The 24,620-nt window shown below is 67.9% G+C and carries 27 protein-coding genes; 15 read left to right on the plus strand and 12 right to left on the minus strand.

The window, feature by feature from the left end; genetic code table 11:
- Positions 1 to 77: 77 nt before the first annotated feature.
- Positions 78 to 1,358 carry an MFS transporter gene (locus DSM104443_RS19235; protein WP_212756792.1) on the minus strand — a complete coding sequence of 427 codons (1,281 nt, stop codon included), beginning with the start codon at positions 1,356 to 1,358 and terminating at the stop codon, positions 78 to 80.
- A complete protein-coding gene (locus DSM104443_RS19240; protein ID WP_171095177.1) occupies positions 1,355 to 1,750 on the minus strand; it encodes a rhodanese-like domain-containing protein in 396 nt (131 codons plus the stop codon). Before DSM104443_RS19240 ends, DSM104443_RS19235 begins: the two co-directional genes overlap by 4 nt.
- Positions 1,751 to 1,790: 40 nt before the next feature.
- Between DSM104443_RS19240 and DSM104443_RS19245 the strand changes: the two genes are divergently transcribed.
- Together DSM104443_RS19245 and DSM104443_RS19250 are read left to right on the plus strand one after the other, a co-directional pair.
- On the plus strand, positions 1,791 to 3,053 hold the full coding sequence (locus DSM104443_RS19245; protein WP_212756794.1) for an amidohydrolase: 1,263 nt from the start codon (positions 1,791 to 1,793) through the stop codon (positions 3,051 to 3,053).
- A 4-nt stretch (positions 3,054 to 3,057) separates the two neighbouring features.
- The gene (locus DSM104443_RS19250) at positions 3,058 to 3,684 is read left to right on the plus strand and encodes a LysE family translocator (protein WP_171095181.1); all 627 of its coding nucleotides are present in this window, start codon (positions 3,058 to 3,060) and stop codon (positions 3,682 to 3,684) included.
- Positions 3,685 to 3,697: 13 nt separating this feature from the next.
- Here DSM104443_RS19250 and DSM104443_RS19255 read toward each other — a convergent pair whose 3' ends face one another.
- Genes DSM104443_RS19255 through DSM104443_RS19265 form a run of 3 tightly spaced genes read right to left on the minus strand, consistent with a single transcriptional unit; the run spans position 3,698 to position 6,125 of the window.
- Positions 3,698 to 4,423: an enoyl-CoA hydratase/isomerase family protein gene (locus DSM104443_RS19255; protein ID WP_171095183.1), complete on the minus strand. Its 726-nt coding sequence runs from the start codon at positions 4,421 to 4,423 to the stop codon at positions 3,698 to 3,700.
- Positions 4,423 to 4,971 carry a cysteine dioxygenase family protein gene (locus DSM104443_RS19260; protein ID WP_171095185.1) on the minus strand — a complete coding sequence of 183 codons (549 nt, stop codon included), beginning with the start codon at positions 4,969 to 4,971 and terminating at the stop codon, positions 4,423 to 4,425. The genes DSM104443_RS19255 and DSM104443_RS19260 overlap by 1 nt, the downstream gene beginning before the upstream one ends.
- Positions 4,968 to 6,125 carry a CaiB/BaiF CoA transferase family protein gene (locus DSM104443_RS19265; RefSeq protein ID WP_171095187.1) on the minus strand — a complete coding sequence of 386 codons (1,158 nt, stop codon included), beginning with the start codon at positions 6,123 to 6,125 and terminating at the stop codon, positions 4,968 to 4,970. Before DSM104443_RS19265 ends, DSM104443_RS19260 begins: the two co-directional genes overlap by 4 nt.
- 69 nt (positions 6,126 to 6,194) lie before the next feature.
- On the opposite strand from DSM104443_RS19265, the gene DSM104443_RS19270 reads away from it, so the two are divergent.
- The 9 genes from DSM104443_RS19270 (at position 6,195) to DSM104443_RS19310 (ending at position 13,952) form a co-directional block, all read left to right on the plus strand.
- The gene (locus DSM104443_RS19270; RefSeq protein ID WP_171095189.1) at positions 6,195 to 6,653 is read left to right on the plus strand and encodes a VOC family protein; all 459 of its coding nucleotides are present in this window, start codon (positions 6,195 to 6,197) and stop codon (positions 6,651 to 6,653) included.
- 207 nt (positions 6,654 to 6,860) lie between these two features.
- Positions 6,861 to 8,711: an allophanate hydrolase gene (gene atzF / locus DSM104443_RS19275; protein ID WP_246232364.1), complete on the plus strand. Its 1,851-nt coding sequence runs from the start codon at positions 6,861 to 6,863 to the stop codon at positions 8,709 to 8,711.
- On the plus strand, positions 8,708 to 9,712 hold the full coding sequence (locus DSM104443_RS19280) for an ABC transporter substrate-binding protein (RefSeq protein WP_171095191.1): 1,005 nt from the start codon (positions 8,708 to 8,710) through the stop codon (positions 9,710 to 9,712). The genes atzF and DSM104443_RS19280 overlap by 4 nt, the downstream gene beginning before the upstream one ends.
- Positions 9,709 to 10,467: an ABC transporter permease gene (locus tag DSM104443_RS19285; protein WP_171095193.1), complete on the plus strand. Its 759-nt coding sequence runs from the start codon at positions 9,709 to 9,711 to the stop codon at positions 10,465 to 10,467. Before DSM104443_RS19280 ends, DSM104443_RS19285 begins: the two co-directional genes overlap by 4 nt.
- A complete protein-coding gene (locus DSM104443_RS19290) occupies positions 10,464 to 11,288 on the plus strand; it encodes an ABC transporter ATP-binding protein (protein ID WP_171095195.1) in 825 nt (274 codons plus the stop codon). The genes DSM104443_RS19285 and DSM104443_RS19290 overlap by 4 nt, the downstream gene beginning before the upstream one ends.
- Positions 11,289 to 11,471, plus strand: a complete 183-nt coding sequence (locus tag DSM104443_RS19295; protein ID WP_171095197.1) for a DUF4089 domain-containing protein — start codon at positions 11,289 to 11,291, stop codon at positions 11,469 to 11,471.
- A complete protein-coding gene (locus DSM104443_RS19300; RefSeq protein WP_171095199.1) occupies positions 11,468 to 12,856 on the plus strand; it encodes an AtzE family amidohydrolase in 1,389 nt (462 codons plus the stop codon). The genes DSM104443_RS19295 and DSM104443_RS19300 overlap by 4 nt, the downstream gene beginning before the upstream one ends.
- Entirely contained in the window at positions 12,853 to 13,254 is a 402-nt protein-coding gene (hpxZ, locus tag DSM104443_RS19305) for an oxalurate catabolism protein HpxZ (protein ID WP_171095201.1), read from the plus strand. The genes DSM104443_RS19300 and hpxZ overlap by 4 nt, the downstream gene beginning before the upstream one ends.
- A complete protein-coding gene (locus DSM104443_RS19310; protein WP_212756796.1) occupies positions 13,251 to 13,952 on the plus strand; it encodes a GntR family transcriptional regulator in 702 nt (233 codons plus the stop codon). The genes hpxZ and DSM104443_RS19310 overlap by 4 nt, the downstream gene beginning before the upstream one ends.
- A 64-nt stretch (positions 13,953 to 14,016) precedes the next feature.
- Here DSM104443_RS19310 and DSM104443_RS19315 read toward each other — a convergent pair whose 3' ends face one another.
- From DSM104443_RS19315 to DSM104443_RS19340, 6 genes are all read right to left on the minus strand, one after another.
- Entirely contained in the window at positions 14,017 to 14,403 is a 387-nt protein-coding gene (locus DSM104443_RS19315; protein WP_171095205.1) for a hypothetical protein, read from the minus strand.
- Complete coding sequence (locus DSM104443_RS19320; protein ID WP_246232366.1) at positions 14,400 to 14,732, minus strand: heavy-metal-associated domain-containing protein; 333 nt, start codon at positions 14,730 to 14,732, stop codon at positions 14,400 to 14,402. Before DSM104443_RS19320 ends, DSM104443_RS19315 begins: the two co-directional genes overlap by 4 nt.
- Before the next feature lie 8 nt (positions 14,733 to 14,740).
- Entirely contained in the window at positions 14,741 to 15,394 is a 654-nt protein-coding gene (locus DSM104443_RS19325) for a hypothetical protein (protein ID WP_171095207.1), read from the minus strand.
- Positions 15,395 to 15,470: 76 nt separating this feature from the next.
- Positions 15,471 to 15,851, minus strand: a complete 381-nt coding sequence (locus tag DSM104443_RS19330) for a hypothetical protein (protein ID WP_171095209.1) — start codon at positions 15,849 to 15,851, stop codon at positions 15,471 to 15,473.
- 43 nt (positions 15,852 to 15,894) lie between these two features.
- Positions 15,895 to 16,176 carry a DUF427 domain-containing protein gene (locus DSM104443_RS19335; RefSeq protein ID WP_171095211.1) on the minus strand — a complete coding sequence of 94 codons (282 nt, stop codon included), beginning with the start codon at positions 16,174 to 16,176 and terminating at the stop codon, positions 15,895 to 15,897.
- The gene (locus DSM104443_RS19340; protein WP_171095213.1) at positions 16,173 to 17,318 is read right to left on the minus strand and encodes a trans-sulfuration enzyme family protein; all 1,146 of its coding nucleotides are present in this window, start codon (positions 17,316 to 17,318) and stop codon (positions 16,173 to 16,175) included. The genes DSM104443_RS19335 and DSM104443_RS19340 overlap by 4 nt, the downstream gene beginning before the upstream one ends.
- Before the next feature lie 35 nt (positions 17,319 to 17,353).
- On the opposite strand from DSM104443_RS19340, the gene metH reads away from it, so the two are divergent.
- From metH to DSM104443_RS19360, 4 genes are read left to right on the plus strand one after another with little or no spacing between them, the layout of a single operon-like run.
- Positions 17,354 to 21,061, plus strand: a complete 3,708-nt coding sequence (gene metH / locus DSM104443_RS19345; protein ID WP_171095215.1) for a methionine synthase — start codon at positions 17,354 to 17,356, stop codon at positions 21,059 to 21,061.
- A complete protein-coding gene (locus DSM104443_RS19350; RefSeq protein WP_171095218.1) occupies positions 21,061 to 22,020 on the plus strand; it encodes a Bug family tripartite tricarboxylate transporter substrate binding protein in 960 nt (319 codons plus the stop codon). Before metH ends, DSM104443_RS19350 begins: the two co-directional genes overlap by 1 nt.
- A gap of 7 nt (positions 22,021 to 22,027) precedes the next feature.
- Positions 22,028 to 22,879 carry a DMT family transporter gene (locus tag DSM104443_RS19355; RefSeq protein WP_171095220.1) on the plus strand — a complete coding sequence of 284 codons (852 nt, stop codon included), beginning with the start codon at positions 22,028 to 22,030 and terminating at the stop codon, positions 22,877 to 22,879.
- Positions 22,880 to 22,905: 26 nt separating this feature from the next.
- Positions 22,906 to 23,541 carry a DsbA family protein gene (locus DSM104443_RS19360; protein WP_171095222.1) on the plus strand — a complete coding sequence of 212 codons (636 nt, stop codon included), beginning with the start codon at positions 22,906 to 22,908 and terminating at the stop codon, positions 23,539 to 23,541.
- Between the two features lie 7 nt (positions 23,542 to 23,548).
- Here DSM104443_RS19360 and DSM104443_RS19365 read toward each other — a convergent pair whose 3' ends face one another.
- The gene (locus tag DSM104443_RS19365) at positions 23,549 to 24,616 is read right to left on the minus strand and encodes a patatin-like phospholipase family protein (RefSeq protein ID WP_171095224.1); all 1,068 of its coding nucleotides are present in this window, start codon (positions 24,614 to 24,616) and stop codon (positions 23,549 to 23,551) included.
- Positions 24,617 to 24,620 lie beyond the last annotated feature (4 nt).

Genomic DNA, 24,620 nt, shown 5'->3' on the forward strand with positions numbered 1-24,620 from the left:
AAACGTGGCGGAAGGAGTTAAGCGCAGCGCGCGGACGACAGGGGTGAATCGGTCGTTAAAAGCCCGTCAAACAGCGATCACGCCGCCTGCCGGCAATGGGATTCGCGTGCGAACGCGAGCAGCACGAGCGAGATCGCGCACCACACGAGCATCGCCGAGAACGCCGCGCGGAAAGCGTCGAAGTCGTACCAGCGGGCTCCGTTGGCCATCACCCCGGCCCAATGCCGGTCGAGCACCACGCCCACGAGCGGCTGCATCAGCATTCCGCCGATCATCACGCCCATGTTCGCGATGCCCGACGCGGTACCGCCGAAGCGCGAGGGGACGGATTCCTTCGCGAGCGGGAACGTGAGGATGAAAGCGCCGCAGCTCACGCCCACGGCGACCAGCAGTGCGATCAGGACCGCGCGATCGAGACCGGGAACGAACACCACGATGGACCACAGCAGCATCGCCGCGACGATGCCGCCCATCATCACGGGCTTGCGCCGTCCCAGCTTCTCCGACAGCGCGCCGTAGCCCAAGCCGGACACCGACCACGCGATCATCATCAGCGAGGCGACGCCCGCGGCCTCCGCCGTCGTGAAGTTGTAGTGCATCACCAGGAACGGCACGCCCCAGAGCCCCGCGAACGACAGGACGATCGCCGAGAGCGCCGCGGGCCCGACGAGGAGGATCCACATGTTGCGATGGCGCAGCACCTCGCGCAGCGCGTGCAGGGCCGACACGGATTCGTGCGGCTTGGCGGCCTCCGGGAAATGGCTCGCGTAGCCGCGCTCGGTGGGATCGTCGCGGACGACGAACCAGATCGCGACGGCGACCAGCCCCGTCGCAATCGCGCTTGCCACCATGACGGAGCGCCATCCGAAGTGCGCCACCGCGAAGCTGAGCGGCGCACCCGCCAGCGTTGCGCCGCACACGCCGATGAAGAGCGCGGTGGCACTCGCGTAGGCGAACTGGCGCGGGACCATCCAGTGGGTCGCGATCTTCAGCATGGCGACGAAGGCCACGCCTCCGGCCGCACCGATCAGCAGCCGGCCGGCATTGGCGACGATCGCGTTCGGCGCGAGCCCGAAGGCCAGCGTGCCCAGCGCCATGACCGCTGCGCCCGCCGCGAGCAGCCGACGCGGTCCCCAACGGTCGGCCGCGAGCCCGGTCGGGATCTGGCCGGCGACATAGCTATAGAAATAGAACGCGGAGAGGTTGCCGAGCGCGGCGGCCGAAAGATTGAAATCCCGCGAGAGGTCCTGCGCCAGCACGGCGGGCGCCACGCGCTGGTAGAACGCAATCAAATAGAAGCACGCGCCCATTCCCCACACCAGCCACGCGGCCGAGGCCGGCGGGACGCTACGCGTCAATACTGTTCCCACGGAAGGCCGTCGACGCGCCAGCCGCTCAGGGTGTTGCGATGGTGGTTGGGGTCCAGCTCGCCCTCGAATCCGTGGAGGACGTTGATGACGTGCTTGAAGCCCGCCTTCTCGAGCGCGTCGCCCGCCTCGAGCGTGCGGTTGCCGCTGCGGCAGATGAGCACGATCGGCCGCTTCTCGAAGTTGGCGCCGGCGATGCGCTTCACCTGGCCGACGAAATGCGTGTTCAGTTCCCAGTCCGCGCCGTCGTACCAGGGCACCATCATCGAGCCCACGGGATGGCCCACGAACATGTATTCCATCTCGCTCCGGCAATCGACGAAGACGGCGTCCGGGTTGTCCTTCAGGTACTGGTAGGTCTGCTTGGGTGTCAGGTGATCCATGGCAATATTGGCGTCCTGCCGCGATTATAAGTCCACGCTCATGAACGCACCTTCCAGCCCCTTCCCGTTCGATTCCGTGATCGCCGCCGCGGCCGAAAAGGTCGAAGGCAAAGTCGTCGCCTGGCGCCGCGATTTCCACCAGAACCCCGAGCTCGGCAACCGCGAGGTACGCACCGCGAAAATCGTGGCCGATCACCTGCGCGCCCTCGGATTCGACGAGGTGCGCGAGAAGGTCGCGCATACCGGCGTCGTCGGCATCCTCAAGGGCGGCAAGCCCGGCCCGGTCGTGGCGTTGCGCGCCGACATGGATGCGCTTCCGGTGGCCGAGGAGGTGGATGTCCCCTTCAAGAGCGAAGTGCGCACCGAATGGAACGGGCAGAAGTGCGGCGTGATGCACGCTTGCGGCCACGACGCGCACACCTCGATCCTCATGGGTGTCGCCGAAGTGCTCGCCGGCATGCGCGCGCAGATTCCCGGCACCGTGACCTTCATCTTCCAGCCCGCGGAGGAGACGCCGCCCATCGGCGAGGATGGCGGCGCCAAGATGATGATCGAGCAGGGCTGCCTCGCGAACCCGAAGGTCGACGCGATCTTCGGCCTGCACGTCACGTCGATCTTCCCCACCGGGATGATCGGCTATCGCTCCGGGCCGTTCATGGCCTCGGCCGACGACTTCCGCATCTTCGTGCGCGGCACGCAGACGCACGCGGCCATGCCCTGGCGCGGCGTCGATCCCATCGTCGTCGGCGCGCAGATCGTGACGGGCCTGCAGACCATCGTGTCGCGCCAGATGAACATCGCGAAGGAGCCGTCGATCGTGACCGTGGGCGTGTTCCACGGCGGGGTGCGCCACAACATCATCCCGGACGAAGTGAAGATGGAAGGCACCATCCGCGCCTTCGACGAGGAGCAGCGGAACGAAGTTCATACGCACGTGAAGCGCATCGCGGAGATGATCGCGCAGGCGGGCGGCGCCACGGCGAAGGTGCACATCCACCGCTGGTACGACGTGACGGTGAACGATCCCGCGCTCACCGACTGGTCGATTCCGACGCTGGGCCGCATGGCGGGCGACGCGAACGTGAAGGTCGTCGACAAGGTCTGCGGCGCCGAGGACTTCTCGTTCTACCAGAAGGCCGTGCCCGGTTTCTTCTACTTCGTGGGCTGCACGCCGAAGGACAAGGACGCCTCGACGGCCGCGCCGAACCACAGCCCGCGCTTCTTCGTCGACGAGGAATGCCTCAAGCTGGGCGTGAAGTCATTGTCCGCGCTGGCGCTCGACTGGCTCGCCACCCACGCCTGAGGCGATGGAAGGCCACACGCTCTGGGTATACGCGGGCGCTTCGCTCGCGCTCATCCTCACGCCCGGCCAGGACATGCTCTACGTCGCAACGCGCTCGCTCGCGCAGGGGCGCATGGCCGGGCTCTTCTCCGCGATCGGCGTTTGCTGCGGCATCCTCGTGCACACGGCACTGGCCGCGTTCGGCGTCGGCGCGATCCTGCAGGCCAGCGAGGGGCTCTTCTTCGCCCTGAAACTCGCGGGTGCGGCCTATCTCGTCTATCTCGGCATCCGCCTGCTGCTCACGCGCGCCCTGCCACCGGAGCTCGCCACCGGCGGCGCTGCCCTCTCCCCGCTCGCGCTCTTCTGGCAGGGGATGCTCTCCAACATCACCAACCCGAAGATCGTCCTCTTCTTCCTCGCGTTCCTGCCGCAGTTCGTCGATCCCGCGAGCCCGCATCCCACGCGCGACCTCGTGTTCCTCGGCGTGCTCTATGCGGCGATGGCGCTTCCCGTGAAGGCCGGCGTGGGCCTCGCGGGCGGCAGCCTCTCGGAGCGCGTGCTGAAGCGCCCGTCCACCTTCGTGTGGATGAACCGCGCGAGTGGCGCGGTGCTCGTCGCCCTCGGCCTGCGCCTCGCCGCGAGCGAGCGCTAAGGCAAAACCCGGGTCAGAGTGGAGTTTTCGGGGCCTTCTTCAGCCCCGCGCGATAGTCGACGATTCGCTGCTTGAGACCCGGCCGCCGTGCAGAGCTTGTGAGCGACGCCAAATCCTCCTCGCAATGGTCGCCCCGCGCGACCCGCCGAATCGCGGCGAAAGTCTCTCGATCGACCACCGGCGTGCTCGCCTGCTCCTCCAGCCACGACGCGATGCCGACCCGGGTCGCGAGCCCACATTGGAGCGCGTAGCCCGCATCGCATGCGGCGCCTTCCGTCACGAACGGGCGCGCGATATCCCATCCGATTGCTTCCACGAGGCGGCGCGTGCCGAGCACGATGCCGAACGCGGAGCCGGGAAAGCGGAACGTCGCGTCTTCGTTCGCCACGCGGATGTCGCACGACGCAAAGATGTCGGCACCCGCACCCCACGTTCGGCCCTGAGCGAGCGCGATCGTGCGCAGTGGCGCGTGCCACAAAGCCTGCAGCAGCTTCTCCAGCGCGATGAAGCGATCGGCGAGCGTCGCGTCCGTCTCCGTGTCGAGCGACGAGAGGTCGAAGCCGGTGCAGAAGTGCGATCCCGATCCGGCGAGGACCAGCGTATGGACCGTAGTGTCGGCAACAGCAGCGTCGATCGCCGCATGCAGCGCGGCCACCAGCTCCACCGACAGCGCGTTGCCCTTCTCGGGACGGTCGAGTCCGAGGGTCGCGACGCCCTCGCGCGTCGAAGCGCGGACCATCAGGCGTTCGAGTAGCCGGAGACGAACTCTCGCGCCTCGCCGGTCTTCGCGTCGTACCAGTGGCGCTTCACGCGGCCGATGTCGGCGCCGTAGACGTGGATGCTGATCGACGGCTGGTCGGCGAGCGCGTTGGCCACGGTGTGCACGTCGCCGACGGTGGGCGAGACGGCCTCGATCTGGCCCTTCTTCAGCACGTGCTCGTGGCCGGTCGCCTTCGCGCGGCCCTGCGCGTCGTGCTCGAACTCCTCGCACAGCTCCGCTCCGCGCATCACGCCGACGAGACCCCACACCGTATGGTCGTGCACGGGCGTCTTCTGGCCGGGGCCCCACACGAAGCTGATCACGGAGAAGCGCTCCTGCGGATCGCGATACAGCAGGTACTGGCGATAGGTGTCGGGGCCGGGCACGGTGTACTTCTCGTCCAGCCAGTCGTCGTGCGCGATCAAATCGGCGAGCAGCGGCGAGACGCGGGCGAGGATCTTCGCCTCGGCCTTCTCCTCCTCCACGATCTTCGTCGTGCCGGCGACGAAACGGTCCAGTCGGTTCATGGTTTTTCCTCCAGGCTTTCGCGCAAGGCTTCGGTGTCCTCGCCGAGCGCAGGATAGCGCTTCGAAACGGCCACCGCGGCGCCGTCGAGGCGGATCGGGCAGCCGACGGTGCGGGTCACGCGGCCACCGGGCAGCGTCACCGGCTGCTCGAGGCCAAGGAACACGGCCTGCGGATCGGCGAGAGCCTCGGCGTAGCCGTTGATGGGCGCGCCCGGAACGCCGGCGTCGCGGAACTTCGCGAGCCACGAAGCGGCTCCTGCCGTCGCGAACTTCGCCTCCAGCAGATCCTTCAACGCACCCTGGTTCTGCGCGCGCAACGTCGTCGAGGCAAATCGCGCGTCGGCCACGAGCTCGGGCATTCCCACGACGTCGCAGACCGACTGCCACAGCTTCTGGTTGCCGGCGGCGATCGCGAAGAAGCCGTCGGCCGCGCGGTACGCCTGGTAGGGAGCGTTGCGCGGATGGGCCGAGCCGAGCTTGCGCGGGTTCTTGCCGGTACCGAAATACTCGCTGGTCTGCAGGGCGGCGATGGCGAGCGTGGTCGCGAACATCGGAACGTCGATCGTGCCGCCCGGGCCGCCGGAGCGAACCTGCGCGATCTTCGCGGCGATGGTGAAGGCCGCGTACAGGCCGGAGGCGAAGTCGGAGAGCGGGACGCCGCACTTCACCGGCGCGCCGTCGGGCTCGCCCGTCACGCTCATCACGCCGCTCGCGGCCTGGATGGTGAGGTCGAAGCCGCCTTCCGCCGAGCGTGGCCCCGCCTGGCCGAACGCGGAGATCGAGCAATAGATGAGGGAAGGCTTGCGCGGGCCGAACCAGTCCCAGCCGAGGCCGAGGCGCGCCATCACGCCGGGGCGGTTGTTCTCGATCAGGACGTCGGCCTCGAGCGCGAGCGCGCGGGCGAAATCGCGGCTTGCAGGATCCTTGAGGTCGAGCGCCACGGATTGCTTGCCTCGATTGATCGACGCGAAGTTCTCGCTGTAGCCGTTCGCGACCGGCGGCCACTGGCGCATCGCATCGCCCTCGGGCGGCTCGACCTTGATGACCTCCGCGCCGTAATCGGCGAGCAGCATGCCGCAGAACGGACCCGCGGCGACCTGGCAGAACTCCACGACCTTCACGCCCTCGAGGGGCTTCACGGAATGAGCATTCATCGCTTCTGATTCTGCACTTGTCGCTTGCCCGGCGCCACGGGAAGCTGGCCGGCATCCACGGGAGAAACCATGATCGACGGCGCACGCTACGGACACACGAACCTCATCGCACGCGACTGGCGCGCGCTCGCGCGCTTCTACCAGGACCTCTTCGGTTGCACGCCGGTTCCACCCGAACGTGATTTCCGAGGCCGCGACCTCGAACGCGGCTCGGGCATCGCCCGCGCGGAGCTGCGCGGCGTGCACCTGCGGCTGCCGGGCCACGGCCCCTCGGGACCGACGCTCGAGATCTTCAACTACAACGTCCTCGAGGAAAGGCCGCGCACGGCCGTGAACCGGCCGGGCTTCGGCCACATCGCTTTCGTCGTGGACGATGTCGAGGCGGCGCGGCAGGCGGTGCTCTCGGCGGGCGGGCGCAGCGTCGGCGACGTCGTCACGCTCACGAACGCGGCCGGCGCGCGGCTCACCTGGACGTACGTGACCGACCCGGAAGACAACGTGATCGAGCTGCAATCGCCCGCGAAGTAGCTGCGGCACCGACCTCTGGCTAGCCCGCGGGGTTGCGCCCGCGTTCGGTGCGCCCGGCGAGCGACGCACCATCGGTGCAGTGCGGTCCCTGGGCGTGAACGCAGGGGGCAATGGCTTAAGTCGTTGATCGAACGCGGCTTCGGGAATGCGCGGAGCGTGGCACAACCCTTGCTGGTATCCGAACTTGTATACCAGAGGCCCACGAGCGTGCCCCCACCGATTCCCGCCACGATTGCCGCGCTGCACGATGCTTACCGCGCGGGAAAGCTGCGCCCCACGGATGTGGTCGAGGCGTGGCTCGCGCGCGACGCGAGCGAACGGGCGGCACCGGTGTGGATCTCGGTGCAATCGCCGGAGGTACTGCGCGCCCGAGCGAGCACGCTCGATGCGCAACTGCGAACCGATCCGCAGCGCGCACTCGCCTCGCCCGTCTTCGGAACGCTCTTCGCGGTGAAGGACAACATCGACTGCGCGGGCCTGCCGACCACGGCCGCATGCCCCGCCTTCGCCTACGACCCGGCCGAGCCCGCCTTCGTCGTCGCCGCGCTCGAAGCCGCGGGGGCCATGGTCGCGGGCAAGACCAACCTCGACCAGTTCGCCACCGGGCTCGTCGGCACGCGCTCGCCGTACGGAGCACCGCCCAACGCGTTCAAGCCGGAGATCGTCTCGGGCGGATCCAGCTCGGGCTCGGCTGTCGCCGTCGCGAAAGGGCTCGTGCACTTCGCGCTCGGCACCGACACCGCGGGCTCGGGTCGCGTGCCGGCCGGGCTCAACAACCTCGTCGGCTGGAAACCGACTCGCGGCCTGCTCTCGGTGCGCGGCGTCGTGCCTGCATGCCGCTCGCTCGACTGCGTCTCGATCTTCACGCTCACCGTCGCCGACGCTGCACGCGTCTTCCGTGTCGCGGCAACCTTCGATGCGGCCGATCCGTGTGCGCGGTCCCTCGCCCTCGACCGCCCGCTCCTTCGCCATGAGTTCACCTTCGCGGTTCCGCGCGCGGCGGACCTCGAGTTCTTCGGCGACTCGTTAGCCCAAGCCGCCTTCGCCGACGCCGTCTCCCGAATGAAGGCCCTGGGGGGCATGCCGCGCGAGATCGACTTCGCGCCCTGGCGCGAGGTCGCCGACTCTCTCTACGACGGCCCGCGCGTGGCGGAGCGTCACGCCGGCATCCGCGCGTTCTTCGACGCCCACGCCGATGCCGTCGATCCCACGGTTCGCAGGATCCTCGATCGTGGCGCAACGTTCTCCGCCACCGACACCTTCGTGGCCGAGGCGCGCCTGGATGAGCTGCGCGCGAAGCTCACGCCCTTGTGGTCGACGTTCGATGTCCTCGTCGTCCCGACCGCGCCGACGGCCTACAGCATCGCCGCCGTGCAGGCCGATCCCATCGAGCTGAACCGCCGCCTCGGCACGTACACGAACTTCGCCAACCTGCTCGACCTCGCGGCGATTGCCGTGCCCGCCTCGATGCGCCCGGATGGATTGCCGAGCGGCATCACGTTGCTCGCTCCGGCCGGCGGCGACCTGATGCTGGCCCACCTTGCGCAGCGCTTCCACGCGACGGGCACGCTCCCGTTGGGCGCGATCGGTGTCGCTGCACCCGCCGCCGAAACGCTCGCGGGTCATGGCGATACAGTCCAGGTCGCCGTCGTTGGTGCGCACCTCCAGGGTCTGCCTCTCAACCGCGAGCTCACCGAGCGCGGGGCGAAGCTCGTGCGCTCCACTCGCACCGCACCGCACTACCGCCTCTACGCGCTCCCGGCGACCACGCCGCCCAAGCCGGGCCTCGTGCGCACCGCCGGCGAGGGCCAGCGCATCGCGGTCGAAGTGTGGGAGCTGCCCGCTTCCGCCTTCGGCCGCTTCGTCGCCGGCATTCCCGCGCCGCTGTGCATCGGCACGCTCGAGCTCGAGGACGGCTCGCACGTGCAGGGCTTCCTCTGCGAAGCCGCAGCCATCGCCGGTGCCGAGGACATCTCGCGCTTCGGCGGATGGCGCGCCTATCTCGAATCCCGCAACCCCCGCACGACTTCCGCGACACCCCAAAAGGAGACGCCATGAACGACGCCCCGAAAGACCTGGTCCCCACGAATCGCCGCCGGCTCATCGGTGCTGCCCTCGCAGGCACGTTCATCGCCGGCGCACCCGCGATCGTTCGCGCGCAGGCGATGCCGAAGATCCGCGTCGGCTTCTGGCCCATCGCGTCGGGCCTGCCGTTCTACGCCGCGATCGAGAAGGGCTACTTCAAGGAAGCGGGCGTCGATGTCGAGCCGCTCAAGTTCGCCGGCGCTCAACAGGTGATGGAGGCGATGCTCTCGGGACGTTCCGACGGCAGCGCCAACGGCACCGGATCGGCCAACCTCGCCATCGGCGCCATCGCGCAGCCCGGGCTCTTCAAGATCTTCTGCACCAATCCCAGCAACGCGAAGTTCGTGCTGGATGAGTTCATCGCGCCCGCGAACGCCACCTACAAGACGATCGGCGAGATCAAGGGCAAGCGCGTCGCCTCGGGCCCAGGTATCCAGAACGTGACGCTGGCCAAGACGATGCTCGAGCGGGCCGGCGCCACGGGCAACACGGTGATCGAGCTTCCGATCGGGCAGCACGTGGCCGCGATCGCCGCGGGCCAGGTGGACGCGTGCTACACGCTCGAGCCCACCGGCACCATCGGCCGCATGAACGGCACGACGAAGATCATCGAGGCGGGCGTGGTCGCGAAATACATCCTCGGCGACCCGATGGCGCCCTGGCATGGCGGCGCGGCGACGCTCACCTCGGAGTTCATCAAGAAGAATCCCGAAGCCACGAAGAAATACATGGCGGCGTACATCAAAGGCGTGGAGCTGGTGCGCACGAAGCCGGACGAAGCGCGCGCCTTCATGAAGGGCTATACCGCGATCGAGGGCCCGCTCACCAACGAGGTGCCGCTCGCCTCGTACATGCCCTACAGCGAATTCAACGCGAGCTCGATCGCGTACTTCCAGAAGTTCTACGACCTGTTCACCGAGAAGGGCATCTTCTCGCAGAAGGTGGACGTGAACACGCTGCTCTACAAGGCATGAAGGCGACCTGGGGCCGGGCCCTCCCCTTCGTCGGGCCCGTGTTGCTCTTCATCGCGTGGGACCTCGTGGTGCGCACCGGCTTCATCAAGGCGATCCTGCTGCCCGCTCCCTGGGACGCGCTCACGGCCCTGGTGAGCGGTCTCGCCGGCGGACCGCTGCTGATCGACTTCCTCGTGACCGTGAAGCGCACGCTGCAAGCTTTCGTGATCGCCGCGGTGATCGGCGTGCCGCTGGGGATCGTGCTGGGCAGCAACGAGCGGGCGTACCGAAGCGTGGAGTTCCTGATCGACTTCTTCCGCTCGACTCCGTCCTCGGCGCTGATCCCGCTCTTCCTGCTGATCTTCGGCGTGTCCGACATCAACAAGGTCGCGATCGCCGCATTCGGGGCGTTCCTGCTGGTCGTCTTCAACAGCGCCTACGGTGTGATCAATGCGAGGAAGCAGCGCGTGATGGCCGCGAAGGTGATGGGTGCCAATCGCTGGCAGATCTTCAAGGACGTGCTGGTGTGGGAGAGCCTGCAGCCGACTTTCGTGGGGCTGCGCAGCGCCGTCTCGATGGCGCTGGTGATCGTGATCGTGGCCGAGATGTTCATCGGGTCCGACAACGGCCTGGGCCACCGCATCATCGATGCGCAGCAGGTCCTCAACGTGAAGAGCATGTACGCCGCCATCCTCGCCGCGGGCGTGCTGGGTTATGCCCTCAATGTGCTCTTCCTTTATATCGAGCGGCGGATCGTGCACTGGAGCGGACGATGAACGCGCGCGTCGTGAACCCGCCCTTCGAGCCGGATCCGCCGGCCCCGCCGTTCATCCCGGGCCCCACCGGCACCCACATCACGATCCGCGGGCTCACGAAGTTCTTCGCGGGCTGGCCGCTGTACGAGGACTTCGACCTCGACATCCCCAAGGGCAAGATCGTCTCGGTCTTCGGGCCCAACGGCTGCGGCAAGTCGACGCTGATCAACATGATCTCGGGGCTGATCCCGATCGACCAGGGAGAGATCCTCTTCGACGGCAAGTCGCTCAAGGAAACGAAGATCGGCTACGTGTTCCAGAACTACCGCGAGGCGATGTTCCCGTGGATGCGCACCATCGACAACATCGCCTATCCGCTGAAGCTCGAGGGCAAGTCCAAGCGCGAGGTCGATCGCCGGCTGGAGGAGCTGGTGGCGTCGTTCGACGTGAAATTCGACCTCAAGCGCTACCCGTACGAGATGTCGGGCGGCCAGCAGCAGACGGCCTCGATCATGCGGGCCCTGGCGCCCAATCCGGAGGTGCTGTTCCTCGACGAGCCGTTCTCCGCGCTGGATTACGAGATGACACTCTTCATTCGTGAGAAGCTGCAGGAAGTCTTCATCGCCACGGGAACCACGATGATGCTGGTGTCGCATGACCTCGAAGAAGCCGTGTACCTCGCCGACGAGGTGCTGCTGCTCACGAAGCGGCCCACCAAGGTGGCCGAGATCCTGCGCTACGGGGATCCGCGGCCGCGGACCGTCGAGACGCTGACGTCGCCGTCCTTCATCGCGGCCAAGAAGCACAGCCTGGAGGTCTTCCAGCGCGAGGTCCGACGGTAGATGGCGAACAAGAAGGTTCCTGCGTACGTCGACGGCGCCGCCGCCCTCCACGGCCTCACGCTGAAGGGCGAGGAGCGCGACCGCGTGATCCTGCAGTTCGAGCGCCTGGCGGAGATCGCCGCTCCCCTGCTCGCCGTGCCGATCCAGCCCGACGACGAGCCCGCACCGGTGTTCGAGCCGTGAGCGAAAGCGCTCTCTCGATCGCGCAGTCGATTCGCGATGGGACGGTGAAAGCGGTCGACGTCGTCGAGGGCACGCTCGCGAACATTGCCCGGCTGAATCCGCAGCTGAATGCCTTTGTCGCCGTGACGGCCGATCGTGCGCGCTCCGAAGCGAAGGCCGTCGACAAGGCGCGCGCGGCCGGGCAGGTCCTTCCCCCGCTCGCCGGCGTTCCGTATGCGGTGAAGAATCTCTTCGACGTCGCGGGGCTCGCCACGCTCGCGGGCTCGAAGATCAACGCCTCGCACCCGCCCGCGAAGTCGGATGCCGCGCTGGTGACCCGAATGAAGTCCGCGGGCGCCGTGCTGGTGGGCACGCTCAACATGGACGAGTTCGCCTACGGCTTCACGACGGAGAACACGCACTACGGACCGACGCGAAACCCGCATGATCCCGAACGCATCGCCGGCGGTTCCTCGGGCGGTTCCGGTGCCGCGGCCGCCGCGCGCCTGGTTCCGGTCACGCTCGCCTCCGACACCAACGGATCGATCCGCGTCCCCGCCTCGCTCTGCGGCGTGTGGGGATTGAAACCGACGTACGGCAGGCTTTCGCGCTCCGGCACGTTCCCGTTCGTCGCGAGCCTCGATCACCTGGGGCCGATCGCCGCCGACCTTCGCGACCTCGCGGCCGCCTACGATGCGATGCAGGGCGAGGACGCGAGCGATCCGGCCTGTGCGCAGCGAGCGCCGGAGCCGGTGAGCGACTCCCTCGACGGCGACCTCGGCGACGTACGCATCGCGCGCCTCGGCGGCTGGTTCGAGGCGAATCTCACGAGCGACGCGCAGGCCGCCGTGGACATCGCGTGCAAGGCGCTGCACGTCACGCGCACCGTCACCTGGGCCGAGGCCGCGCTGGGCCGGGCCGCGGCGTTCATCATCGGCGCGTCCGAAGGCGGCAACCTCCATCTCGACGACCTGCGGAACCGGCGCGGCGACATGGAGCCGCTCTCCCGCGACCGCTTCTTCGCCGGGGCGCTCGTGCCCGCGGCCTGGTACGTGCAGGCGCAACGCATCCGCGCTCTCTACCGCGGGGCCGTGCGCGCGCACTTCGCGAACACGGACGTCTTCATCGCCGCCGCCACGCCGTGCGCGGCCACGCCCATCGGCACCGAATGGCTCGACCTCGAGTCCGGCCGCGTGCCGCTGCGGCCGAGCATGGGGCTCCTCACGCAACCCATCTCGTGCATCGGACTCCCCGTGGTCACGGCTCCGATCGTGCGCCCGGGGTCGCTCCCACTCGGCGTGCAGGTGATCGCCGCGCCGTGGCGCGAGGATCTCTGCTTTCGCGTCGCCGCCGCGCTTTCTGCCCGCGGTGTTGCCGCTTCCCCCATGCCCGCCCTCCACGCATGAGCATCGCCATGAACGACATCAACCGGCCCGAGATCGTGGCCGAAGTTCGCACCGAGCTCGAACGCTACGAGACCGCGCTCACCGGCAACGACGTCGCCGCGCTCGACGGCTTCTTCTGGAGCAGCGCGCATGCGTTGCGTTATGGCGCCACCGAGAACCTGTACGGCCATGAGGCGATCGCCGCGTTCCGTGCGGCGCGCCCGGCACGCAACCTCCAGCGCGTCGTCCTTCGCACCGCGATCACCACCTTCGGCCCCGACTTCGCCACCGCCAACCTGGAGTTCCAGCGCTCGGGCTCGGCGGCGACGGGCCGGCAGAGCCAGACCTGGGTGCGATTCCCCGAGGGATGGAGGATCGTCGCGGCGCACGTGAGCCTGCTCGCGGAGGCGAAGCCGTGAGCCGTGCGCTCGCGAAGCTCGCGGTCCCCGCGCCGCGCGAACGCTCGCTCGCCGATAGCGCCTACGAGCAGGTGAAGGCGAGCATCTTCGACTTCGAGCTGCTGCCCGGCGACCGCTTCAGCGAAACGGATATCGCCGAGCGCCTGAAGATGAGCCGTACGCCGGTGCGCGATGCGCTGTATCGCCTCGAGCGCGAGGGCTATCTGCAGGTGCATCTGCGCGTGGGCTGGAGCGTGCGGCCATTCGACTTCGACCAGTTCGAGGACTTCTACGACCTGCGCCAGATCCTCGAGGTCGCGTCCGTCACGCGCCTGTGCGATGCGGAGGAGCGCGCGGACCTCGATGCGCTGAAAGCCACGTGGCTCGTTCCTGCCGCCGACCGGCTCACGGAACCCATGAAGGTGGCCGCCCTCGACGAAGGCTTCCACATGGCGCTGGTGGAGGCCGCGGGCAATCCGGAAGTGGCGCGCTGCCACCGCGAGGTGACCGAGCGCATCCGTGTCGTGCGCCGGCTCGACTTCACGCAGGCTTATCGCATCGACAAGACGTATGACGAGCACGCACAAATCCTTCGCGCCGTGATCCGTCGCCGCACGGACGAGGCCATCCGCCTGCTGCGCTCCCACATCGAGGCGAGCAAGGCGGAAGTGCGCAAGATCACCCTCCACCGCCTGTATACGGCGCGACCCACCAAATGAATGGGGTCAGACTCCATTTAGCTTCGCTCGATGAAGCTAAATGGAGTCTGACCCCATTCATTTTTTACAGATACGGTGCGACGAAGGCGAAGAAGAAACCGATCGTGAAGATCGCGACCGACACGCCGTAGACCCACGCCGAGACGCGCCGCTGCCGCATGCAGGCGGCGGCCAATGCGGGATCGGCGGGGCAAGGTGCATACCGCGCCCTCCATTGGAAGACGCCGGCCATCGCCAGCATCCCGCCCGCGAGCGCGAAGAGCGGCAGCTTGTGCTCGGAGAGCCACACCAGCTGCGGCACGGCTCCCACGAGGGAAGCGAGCGTCGCACCCGCGCCCACGGCGACCAGCGCCGCGGGCAGCGCGCAGCACAGCAGCGTCCCGGAGCTCGTGAAGATCGAGATCCAGGACGACCAGCTCGCGGTGCTGCGCGCGTCCACGGCCGGGCTCACCGCTTCGCCTTCGCTTCAGCGCGGATCTGCTCCAGCGAGTCGTCCACGCGCGCGATGGCGCGCACGTCGTAGCCCGCGTCCTTCAGCTGCGAGACGAGTGTCGCGTCGTCGATGTCCTGCCCGTCCTTCAGGGAAACGGCCACCACCTTGTGCTCGAGGCTCACGAACACGGCCTGCGTGGGAGCCATCGATTTCAGCTTCTTCTCGATGCCCTGCGCGCAGAACGCGCACACCAGGCCGTGGACTTCCATCTTGATCGTCTTCGCCTGCGCCACGCCGGCCGCGAGCAGCGCGGCGGCGAATACCAATGCCTTCATCGTGTTCTTCATGTCGGTTCCTAGAAATTCATCATGACCATGAGCTGGAGGCGGCGCTCTCGATCCACGCCGCCCTCGATCCAGAAGTTGCCCTTGAAGAGGCGCAACATCGGGATGACCTCGGTCTCGTTCGGGAGGATGCCGCCGGTGTAGCGCCGCGCCTGCACGACGAACCAAACCGCGAGGTCCTCGTAGTCGTGCTCGAAGGGCGCGATGCCGAGTTGCACCGTGCTGACGCCATGCGTGAAGCGGCTCGACTGCCACCAGTCGGTCTTCGCGGACATGTAGATGCGCCGCGTTTCGTAGTCGGCCTGCGCTCCGTAGCGCGCCGTGGCCACGCCCGAGAACGTGCCCCCGGCGTCGTAGCCGCGCGCCGAGGCGAGGCCGGCCCACGCAAAGACGTTGCCCTGTGCCGCCGGCAGGTTCCAGCGCTTCACGAGGTAGTTCGCCTGCACGCCGGCCATCTCGCGCTCGAACGACTTGTCGTCGGCGATGAGCTTCGTCGCCGCGAGGCCGCCCGACCACCAGTACGCGGGGGCGTAGAAGACCTGCGCTTCGCGCATGGTGTTGGTGCCGTACTCGGCCATGACCGTCCATCCGTCGGCGAACGCGATGGGCTTGGCCGACGCGAACCCGGGCAGCGCCAGGGCCAGCAGCAATGCGGATTTCCGCATGTCCAATCTCCTGAAAGAGTCCAAGGGGAAACGGCACGCGCCGGATCACCGGGCGTGCGGACACTTCAGCAGTGGGCTATTTCTGGAACCGCGCGTTCTTGATGCGAGGGGGTGGTGCGGTGGGCCGGGCGCGATCCGGCTCGGGGGGAAGTGCCAGGAGGACGGGAACCCAACCCTCCGATTTCGCGACGGGCGGCGCATCGTGCACCGGCACCGCGGGGACATCGACCTGCGGGTTGTCTCGCTGCTGCGCCTCGTCCTGGCAGGACTTCTGGCAGAGCGTCTTCGAGCCCGCGTCCGGCGCCTTGTGGCACGCGCCTTCGTCCATGGCCTGGTGCATCGCCTGCGGGGTTTCCCCCGTGAGCGGGCACGCGAAGCCGGCCATCGCCGCCTGCGAGGACAGCAGGGTGACAGTTGCGAGCAGGGCCAGAAGTCGGCGGAAGGGGCGGCGGGTCATGGTCTGTTCTTCAGATGCACATTTTACCGGATGGTTCCTGTCTTCAGGAAACGACCTTCACGCCCTTCCAGAATGCCACGCGGCCCTTGATCTCCTTCGCCGCGTCCTTGGGCTCGGCGTAGTACCAGACGGCATCCTTGTTCTCGGCACCCGCGACGTTGAGGGAGTAGTAGTTGGCCGTGCCCTTCCACGGGCACACCGAGGTGTGGTCGCTGGGTACCAGCAGGTCGCGCTTCACCGATCCGATCGGGAAATAGTGGTTTCCCTCCACCACCACCGTGTCGTTCGATTCCGCGATGACCGTGTCCTTCCAGATCGCTTTCATGAGATGGCCTGTTCGATGTCGTTGATGAGGTCGTCGACGTGCTCGATGCCGACCGAGAGGCGGACGAGGTCGGCAGGGCAGAACGTGCCCGGGCCTTCCACGCTCGCACGATGTTCCGCGAGGCTCTCGACGGAGCCCAGCGACGTGGCGCGCTTGAAGACTTTCAAACGTGCCGTGAAGTCCTTGCTCGCCTGCTCACCCGCAGCAACGCGCAGTGAGAGCATCCCGCCGAAACCGCCACTCATCTGCCGCACCGCGATGGCACTCGCAGGATGCGAGGCGAGGCCCGGATAGAGCACGTGCGAGAACCGCTTGTCCTTCTCGAAGTGGCGCGCGATCGCGAGCGCATTGGTGCTCGCGGCCTTCACGCGCAGGTGCAGCGTGCGCATGCCGCGCATCAGCAGCGCCGCCTCGAAGGGGCCGAGGATCGCGCCGCCGCCGCCGCGCACGTAGCGGATGCGCTTCCAGAGGTCATCGTCTCGCGCGGTCGCGAGCACGCCCGCGATCACGTCCGAGTGGCCGTTCAGGTATTTCGTGGCGGAGTGCATGACGAGATCGGCGCCCAGCTCGATCGGCCGCGTGAGCACGGGCGTGGCGCAGGTCGAATCCACCGCGAGCACCGCGCCCGCCGCGTGCACGGCACGGGCCGCGTCCGCGATATCGGTCACATCCCAGGTGGGATTGGCCGGCGTCTCGACCCACACGAGCCGCGTCTTCTTCTCGCCGACGCGCTTCGCCAAGTCGCCCGGATCGGCGTTGTCGTAGAAATCCACGACGAGGCCCCAGGGCACCGCGAACTCCAGCAGCCACTTGCGGAAGGCCCAGTACATGTTGCGCGGGGCCAGCACCCGGTCGCCGGCCGCGAGCGACTGGAACACCGCCGCCGAGGCGGCCTGCCCCGAGGCGAAGAGCATGGCCGAAGGCGCGCCTTCCAGCGCCGCGATCAGCGCCTCCGGCTGGTCGTAGCCCGGATTGTCGGCGCGCGAATACACGCGGCCGCCGGGATAGGTGCCGTCCCCGCTGCGCTCGTAGGTCGTCGAGACGTGGATCGGCGGCACGATGTCCGCATAGGGCTGGGCCACGCGGCCGAGGCCTTGCGCGGCGAGTGTTTCCGGATGGAGCGTGGGGTCTTTCGGATTCATGGCGGAGACGGGAGAGGGTCAGGGATAATAACGCCATGGACCAGACGATTTCCCCCCGCCCTGCCCGCCTCCAGGCGCTGACGGACGCGCTCGCCCAGCGCATCCTCGTGCTGGACGGCGCCATGGGCACCATGATCCAGCGCCACTCGCTGACCGAGGAGCAGTACCGCGGCGAGCGCTTCAAGGCGCACGCGAAGGACCTGCGCGGCAACAACGACCTCCTCACGCTCACGCAGCCCGGGGTGATCCGCGAGATCCACGAGCAATACCTCGAGGCCGGCGCCGACATCCTCGAGACCAACACCTTCAACTCGACGTCGATCTCGCAGGCCGACTACGGCCTCGAGTCCATCGTCCGCGACCTGAACCTCGAAGGCGCGCGCCTCGCCCGCTCCGTGGCGGACGGGTTCACGGCGAAGACGCCGAAGAAACCGCGCTTCGTCGCCGGCGTGCTGGGCCCGATGAACCGCACGCTCTCCCTCTCGCCCGACGTGAACGATCCGGGCTACCGGGCCGTGACCTTCGACCAGGTGAAGGACGCCTACCGCGAAGCGACGATCGCCCTCGTCGAAGGCGGCGTGGACCTGATCCTCGTCGAGACGATCTTCGACACGCTGAACTGCAAGGCGGCGCTCTTCGCGGTCGACGAGTACTTCGCCGAGACGGGCACGCGGCTACCGATCATGATCTCCGGCACGATCACCGATGCATCCGGCCGCACGCTCTCGGGCCAGACGCCGGAGGCCTTCTGGAATTCCGTGCGCCACGCGAAGCCCCTGTCCGTCGGCTTCAACTGCGCGCTGGGCGCCAAGCAGCTGCGCCCGCACATCGAGGAGCTCGCGCGCATCGCGGATGTATTCGTCTCCGCGCATCCGAACGCGGGCCTTCCCAATGCGATGGCGGAGTACGACGAGCTCCCGACCGAGACCGCGGGCTACATCAAGGAATGGGCGCAAGCGGGCTGGCTCAACATCACCGGCGGCTGCTGCGGCACCACACCCGATCACATCAAGGCCATCGTGGAGACGGTCTCCGCCTTCCCGCCGCGCGTGATCCCGAAGATCGAGCCGAAGCTGCGCCTCGCGGGCCTCGAGCCCCTCAACGTCGGCCACGACTCGCTCTTCGTGAACGTGGGCGAGCGCACCAACGTCACGGGCTCCAAGGCCTTCGCGCGCCTGATCCTCGCCGGCGACTATGCCGAAGCCCTCACGGTCGCCCGCCAGCAGGTGGAGAACGGCGCGCAGGTGATCGACGTGAACATGGACGAGGCGATGCTCGACTCGCAGGCGGCCATGGCGAAGTTCCTGAACCTCGTCCAGGCGGAACCGGACATCTGCCGCGTGCCGGTCATGATCGACAGCTCGAAGTGGAGCGTGATCGAGGCGGGGCTCAAGTGCGTGCAGGGCAAGTGCATCGTGAACTCGATCTCGATGAAGGAAGGCGAGGCGGAATTCATCAAGCACGCGACGCTCGCCCGGCGCTACGGCGCGGCGGTCATCGTGATGGCCTTCGACGAGAAGGGCCAGGCGGATACGCTCGAGCGCAAGATCTCCATCTGCCAGCGCAGCTACAAGCTCCTCACCGAGCAGGTCGGCATCCCGCCCGAAGACATCATCTTCGATGCGAACATCTTCGCGATCGCCACCGGCATCGAGGAACACAACCGCTACGCCATCGACTACCTCGAGGCGCTGGCGTGGATCCATCGTCACCTGCCGCACGCGAGCACCTCGGGCGGCGTCTCGAACCTCTCCTTCTCCTTCCGCGGCAACGAACCGGTGCGCGAAGCGATGCACACGGCGTTCCTCTATCACGCGGCCAAAGCCGGCATGACGATGGGCATCGTCAACGCGGGCCAGCTCGGCGTGTACGCGGAGATCCCGAAGGACCTGCTCGAGCACGTCGAGGACGTCCTCTTCGACCGCCGCAAGGATTCGACGGAGCGCCTGGTCGAATTCGCCGAGACCTTCAAGGGCCAGAAGAAGGACGCCGCCCAGGAGCTCGAGTGGCGCAGCGCTCCGGTGAAGGAGCGCCTGGTCCACTCGCTCGTGAAGGGCATCACGCAATACATCGTCGAGGACACGGAAGAGGCCCGCCAGCAATTCGAGCGCCCGATCCAGGTGATCGAGGGCCCGCTCATGGACGGCATGAACGTCGTGGGCGACCTCTTCGGCTCCGGGAAGATGTTCCTCCCGCAGGTCGTGAAGAGTGCCCGCGTGATGAAGCAGGCCGTCGCCCACCTCGTGCCTTTCATCGAGGAAGAGAAGAAGCGCCTAGGCACGGCCGATGCGAAGGCCAAGGGCAAGGTCGTGATGGCCACCGTCAAGGGCGACGTGCACGACATCGGCAAGAACATCGTGGGCGTCGTGCTCCAGTGCAACAACTACGAGGTCGTCGATCTCGGCGTCATGGTGCCGGCGCAGAAGATCCTCGACACCGCCATCGAGACCAACGCGGACATGATCGGGCTCTCGGGCCTCATCACGCCCTCGCTCGAGGAGATGGCCCACTTCGCCAAGGAGATGGAGCGCCTCGGGTTCAAGATGCCGCTGCTGATCGGCGGGGCCACCACGTCGCGCACGCACACGGCGGTGAAGATCGAGCCGCACTACTCCGGCCCCACGGTCTGGGTGCCGGACGCATCGCGAGCGGTTGGCGTGGCTTCGAGCCTGCTCTCCACCGAAGGCGGACGCGACGGCTACGTACAGTCGGTGCGCGACGATTACGTCAAAGTGCGCGAGGCCCACGCCAACAAGACGGGCCAGAAGTCCGTCGCGATCGCGGCCGCGCGTGCCAACGCCATCAAGATCGACTGGGCCGCGCACATGCCGCCCAAGCCGCGCAGCCTCGGCGTGATGGCGCTCAAGAACTACCCGCTAGAGAAGCTCGTGCCCTTCATCGACTGGGCGCCGTTCTTCCAGGCGTGGGACCTGGCCGGGAAGTATCCGGCGATCCTCAAGGACGAGGTCGTAGGAGAAGCCGCGAGCAACCTCCATCGCGACGGACTCGCGATGCTGGACCGCGTCGTGAAGGGCCGCTGGCTCACCGCGAGCGGCGTCTTCGGCCTGTGGCCCGCGAACGCCGTGGGTGACGACATCGAGGTCTATACCGACGAGACGCGCTCGCACACGCTGATGACGTGGCACAACCTGCGCCAGCAGAACGAGAAGCCTTCGGGCAACCCGAACCAGTGCCTCGCGGACTTCGTCGCCCCCAAGGACTCGGGCGTCGCGGACTACGTGGGCGGCTTCGCGGTCACCGCCGGCATCGGCATCGACGCGAAGGTGAAGGAGTTCGAGAAGAAGAACGACGACTACAGCGCGATCATGCTGAAGGCGATCGCCGACCGCCTCGCCGAAGCCTTCGCCGAGCACCTGCACCACCTCGTGCGCACCACGTTCTGGGGATATGCCGAAGGCGAGAACCTCCCGAACGAGGACCTCGTCGCCGAGAAGTACGCCGGCATCCGCCCCGCGCCCGGCTATCCCGCCTGCCCCGACCATACGGAGAAGGGCGAGCTCTTCCGCGTGCTCTCGGCGGAGAAGAACGCCGGCATGGAGCTCACGGACGCGTACGCCATGCTGCCCACGGCCGCGGTGGCCGGCTTCTACCTTTCGCATCCCGAGTCGCGCTATTTCGCGGTGGGGAAGATCGAGCGCGACCAGGTCGCCGACTACGCGCACCGCAAGGGCATGGACCTCTCGGCGATGGAACGCTGGCTCGCGCCGAACCTGAACTACTAGTGCGTCGCCTCCTGTTCCTGTTCGTCCTGGCACTCGCGGGACACGCGTTCGCCGACTGGACGCCCACTCGACCCGTGAAGCTCGTCGTACCGTTCGCGGCCGGCGGACAACCCGACGTCGTCGCGCGCACGCTCGCCGAACCGCTGTCGAAAGCGCTCGGCCAACCCGTCGTCGTGGAGAACCGTCCCGGGGCCGGCGGCAACATCGCGGCGGAGGTCGTCGCAAGGAGCGCGCCCGATGGGCTCACGCTCCTCGTCGGCACCAACGGCCCGCTCGTCGTGAGCCCGGCGCTCTACAAGGACCTTCCCTACGATCCGCTGCGCGACCTGGCACCCATCACGCTGGTCGGCACCTCGCCCAACCTGATCGCGGTGAATGCGTCGCTCCGCATCGCGACGTTGAAGGAGCTTGTGTCGCGCGCGAAGGCCGAGCCGGGCAAGCTCAACTTCGCCTCCGTCGGGAAGGGAAGCATCTCGCAGCTCTCGATGGAGCTGCTGAATGGCGCGGCCGGCATTCGCACGGTCCACATCCCGTACAACGGTGGCGCGCCTGCGGTGATGGCGCTCGTGGCCGGCGACGTGCAACTGCTGTCGCTCAACCCGACGGCGCTGATTCCGCAGGTCGAAGCCGGCAAGGTGAGGGTCCTCGCGCAAACTTCGGCGAAGCGCTCGCCGCTGATCGCGAACGTGCCGACGGTCGCGGAGTCGGGCTATCCCGGCTTCGAGGCCGACGTGTGGATCGCCGTGATGGCGCCCGCGAAGACGCCGCCCGAAGCCCTCGCACGCCTGAACGCCGAACTCGTGCGCATCATCCGGAGCCCCGAGCTGAAGGCGAGCCTGTGGGATCGCCAATGGATCGATCCGGTGGGCTCCACGCCCGAGGCGCTCGCGGAGCGCTTGCGGACCGAGCGCGAGCGCTGGGCGCGCGCCGCGAGCGCCCTGAACCTCACGCTCGACTAGCGCGGCGATGATCGCCTTCCTGTCGGGCCTCTTCGTCCTGATCTGGGCGACCGGGTTCATCGTCGCCGGCATCGTCGCGGGACGCGCCGATCCGATCACGTTCCTGGCGCTGCGCTTCGCCTGCAGCATCGCGGTGTTCGCCGCGCTTTCCTTCGGCGCCCGCGCCGCATGGCCGCGCGATCCCCGGAAATGGCGCGACGCGATCATCGCGGGGATGTTGCTGCACGGGTTCTACACGGGCGGCGTGTTCTGGGCCGTGTCGCAGGGGCTCGGCCCGGGGCTCACGGGACTCGTCACGGCGCTGCACCCGTTCTTCACCGCGATGCTCGCGATCCCGCTGCTGCACGAGCGCCTGTTGCCGCGCCAGTGGGTGGGCATCGCGATCGGCGTGGTTGGCGTGGCGCTCATCCTCGAGCCGCGGCTCGCGGCCGGCGCGGGCGTCCCGATCCTGGCCCTCCTCGCCGCGGTGCTCGCCACGTTGTCGTTCACGCTGGGCACGATCTGGCAGAAGCGCACGAAGCCGGACATGGATCTCCGCGTGAACGCCGCGATCCAGTTCGTCGGCGCGACCGTGCTCACCGCGCCCTTCGCGTACGCGCTCGAGTCCAACCACTTCGACGGCAGTCCCGCGCTCTACGGCGCGCTGGCCTGGGCGGTGCTCGGCCTCTCCGTCGGCGGGATCTCGATCCTGCTGGTGTTGCTCAAGCGCGGCGCCGCGTCGAAGGTCGCGCCGTTGCTTTACCTGGCGCCGGCGGTGTCGGCGTTCATGGCGCTCGCGCTGTTCGGCGAGGCACTGGCGCCGGTCCAGATCGCTGGCATGATGCTCGCGGTGATCGGCGCGTTCGCGGCGCGCAGCTAGCCCCACCCAACCGGAACTCCATGCGCATGAACCCACGCATCCTTGCCACCCTCGCCCTGCCCCTGTTCCTCGTCCTCGGCACGAACGCATCGAGCATGCCCACGCAAGAGAACGCGAACCGCCTGCGCGCGCTCGCGAGCGAGCACTCTCCGCAGATCGGCCCGGCCGACGCCAAGGTGCACATCGTCGAGTTCCTCGACCCGGCGTGCGAAGCCTGTGCGGCTTTCTATCCCGGGCTGAAGAAGCTCATGGCCGCGCATCCCGGTCGTGTGCGCCTTTCGGTGCGCCACGTTCCCTTCCACCGCGGCGCGGAGCCGGTCGCGCGCATGCTCGAGGCCGCCCGCGCGCAGGACAAGTACGTTCCCGCGCTGGAAGCGCTGCTCGCGTCGCAGGACCGCTGGACACGCGGTCACGTCGCAAACGCGGACCAGGCCCTCGGAATCCTCAAAGGCGTCGGACTGGATGTCGATCGCCTGAAGCGCGACATGGGTGCGCCGGAGATCACGCGGCGCCTGGCACTGGACATGGAGGCCGCCAAGACGGTCAAAGTGTCGGGCACGCCGGAGTTCTTCGTGAACGGCCGTTCGCTTGCCCAGCCCGGACCCAAGGGACTGGAGGCGTTGATCCGCGAAGAGGTCGCCCTCCAATACCCCCGCCCGTAGCGCGGCTTCAGAGCGGCAGTACGAGGGCCGGATCGGGCCGCGCCGCGAAGGCGAGGAACGCCTCCGCCAGTCGATCGCTCTCGCTGATCGCGAATCGCCAGTACTTGAGGCGCGCGTCGTAGTCGTGCAGGTAGCGCTTGAAATCGTTGCGGTCGGGCAGCTTGCCGTGCGGCATCTTCGCGAGGTATTCGCGGGACGGCGCCACGAGCACCACGTTGTCCAGCCACTCGCCCCGCGCGCGCCGCCAGGGCATTGGCTTGTCGAGCCAGCCGGGCACGATGCGGTCGGTGAAGTGCGGGTAGAGCACGAGGCCCTCGGCGTGCTGGTAGGGCAGGTGCAAGTGATAGTCGATGATGCCGCCGTCCCAGTACGTGCCCAGGGGCGCATCGGGAATGTCCGCCACGCCCTCGAGCACGATCGGGATCGAAGCGGTGGCGACCAGCGCCTCATTGAGATTTCTCACGTCGAGCGCCACCGCGTGCGTATGGAACGCATCGAAGCGATCGACCGCCATGAAGGGCGGACGCTCGCGGCGATCGTGGAACACGGTCCGCTCGATGAACCGCGCGAGATGGCGGCGTCCCACGGCGTTGGCGAGCGCAGCCAGGCCAAAGCCCATGGGCGTGCCGTAGCGCGAATCCCGCTTCAAGGGGCCGAGGCCGCGCACGGCCAGGATGTGCAGCCGGTAGTTCGCATGGCCGAGGATCTCCGCCTCGCGCCCCGCGAAGAGATCCTTCAACAGGGCGCGGGCCGAGTCGGACACGCTGCGTGCGCTGGGCTTCGCGCCATAGCGCTGCTCGGAGTAGCCCTTGGCGAAGCGTGCGAGGACCTCCGCCGGATCGCTGCAGCAAGCGGCGGCAAAGCGCCATGCTCCGATGGACGAGCCCACGAGGTGGCGCACGCGCGGCTTGGCCGGAAGCCAGTCCCCGAAGATCGCGCGGTCGAGCCCCGCGATGCCGAGGCCCTTGGGTCCGCCGGCGGCACCGGGAACGAGCGCGATGTCGGCCGCGTCGAGGCCATGCGTGCGGATGCGATCAAGCGCCTTGCGTCCCGCGCGGATAGTGAGGGGATTCATGTCT

The organism is Usitatibacter rugosus (assembly GCF_013003965.1).
Taxonomy (GTDB): domain Bacteria; phylum Pseudomonadota; class Gammaproteobacteria; order Burkholderiales; family Usitatibacteraceae; genus Usitatibacter; species Usitatibacter rugosus.

Coding starts and splice junctions, on each gene's coding strand:
- DSM104443_RS19245 (WP_212756794.1), top strand. CDS start 1,791: ATGAACGCACCTTCCAGCCCCTTCCCGTTCGATTCCGTGATCGCCGCC.
- metH (WP_171095215.1), top strand. CDS start 17,354: ATGGACCAGACGATTTCCCCCCGCCCTGCCCGCCTCCAGGCGCTGACG.
- DSM104443_RS19340 (WP_171095213.1), bottom strand. CDS start 17,318: ATGAATCCGAAAGACCCCACGCTCCATCCGGAAACACTCGCCGCGCAA.
- DSM104443_RS19355 (WP_171095220.1), top strand. CDS start 22,028: ATGATCGCCTTCCTGTCGGGCCTCTTCGTCCTGATCTGGGCGACCGGG.
- DSM104443_RS19360 (WP_171095222.1), top strand. CDS start 22,906: ATGAACCCACGCATCCTTGCCACCCTCGCCCTGCCCCTGTTCCTCGTC.
- hpxZ (WP_171095201.1), top strand. CDS start 12,853: ATGAGCATCGCCATGAACGACATCAACCGGCCCGAGATCGTGGCCGAA.
- DSM104443_RS19280 (WP_171095191.1), top strand. CDS start 8,708: ATGAACGACGCCCCGAAAGACCTGGTCCCCACGAATCGCCGCCGGCTC.
- DSM104443_RS19330 (WP_171095209.1), bottom strand. CDS start 15,851: ATGACCCGCCGCCCCTTCCGCCGACTTCTGGCCCTGCTCGCAACTGTC.
- DSM104443_RS19255 (WP_171095183.1), bottom strand. CDS start 4,423: ATGGTCCGCGCTTCGACGCGCGAGGGCGTCGCGACCCTCGGACTCGAC.
- DSM104443_RS19265 (WP_171095187.1), bottom strand. CDS start 6,125: ATGAATGCTCATTCCGTGAAGCCCCTCGAGGGCGTGAAGGTCGTGGAG.
- DSM104443_RS19290 (WP_171095195.1), top strand. CDS start 10,464: ATGAACGCGCGCGTCGTGAACCCGCCCTTCGAGCCGGATCCGCCGGCC.
- DSM104443_RS19250 (WP_171095181.1), top strand. CDS start 3,058: ATGGAAGGCCACACGCTCTGGGTATACGCGGGCGCTTCGCTCGCGCTC.
- DSM104443_RS19335 (WP_171095211.1), bottom strand. CDS start 16,176: ATGAAAGCGATCTGGAAGGACACGGTCATCGCGGAATCGAACGACACG.
- DSM104443_RS19260 (WP_171095185.1), bottom strand. CDS start 4,971: ATGAACCGACTGGACCGTTTCGTCGCCGGCACGACGAAGATCGTGGAG.
- DSM104443_RS19295 (WP_171095197.1), top strand. CDS start 11,289: ATGGCGAACAAGAAGGTTCCTGCGTACGTCGACGGCGCCGCCGCCCTC.
- DSM104443_RS19320 (WP_246232366.1), bottom strand. CDS start 14,732: ATGAAGAACACGATGAAGGCATTGGTATTCGCCGCCGCGCTGCTCGCG.
- DSM104443_RS19270 (WP_171095189.1), top strand. CDS start 6,195: ATGATCGACGGCGCACGCTACGGACACACGAACCTCATCGCACGCGAC.
- DSM104443_RS19325 (WP_171095207.1), bottom strand. CDS start 15,394: ATGCGGAAATCCGCATTGCTGCTGGCCCTGGCGCTGCCCGGGTTCGCG.
- DSM104443_RS19285 (WP_171095193.1), top strand. CDS start 9,709: ATGAAGGCGACCTGGGGCCGGGCCCTCCCCTTCGTCGGGCCCGTGTTG.
- DSM104443_RS19240 (WP_171095177.1), bottom strand. CDS start 1,750: ATGGATCACCTGACACCCAAGCAGACCTACCAGTACCTGAAGGACAAC.
- DSM104443_RS19365 (WP_171095224.1), bottom strand. CDS start 24,616: ATGAATCCCCTCACTATCCGCGCGGGACGCAAGGCGCTTGATCGCATC.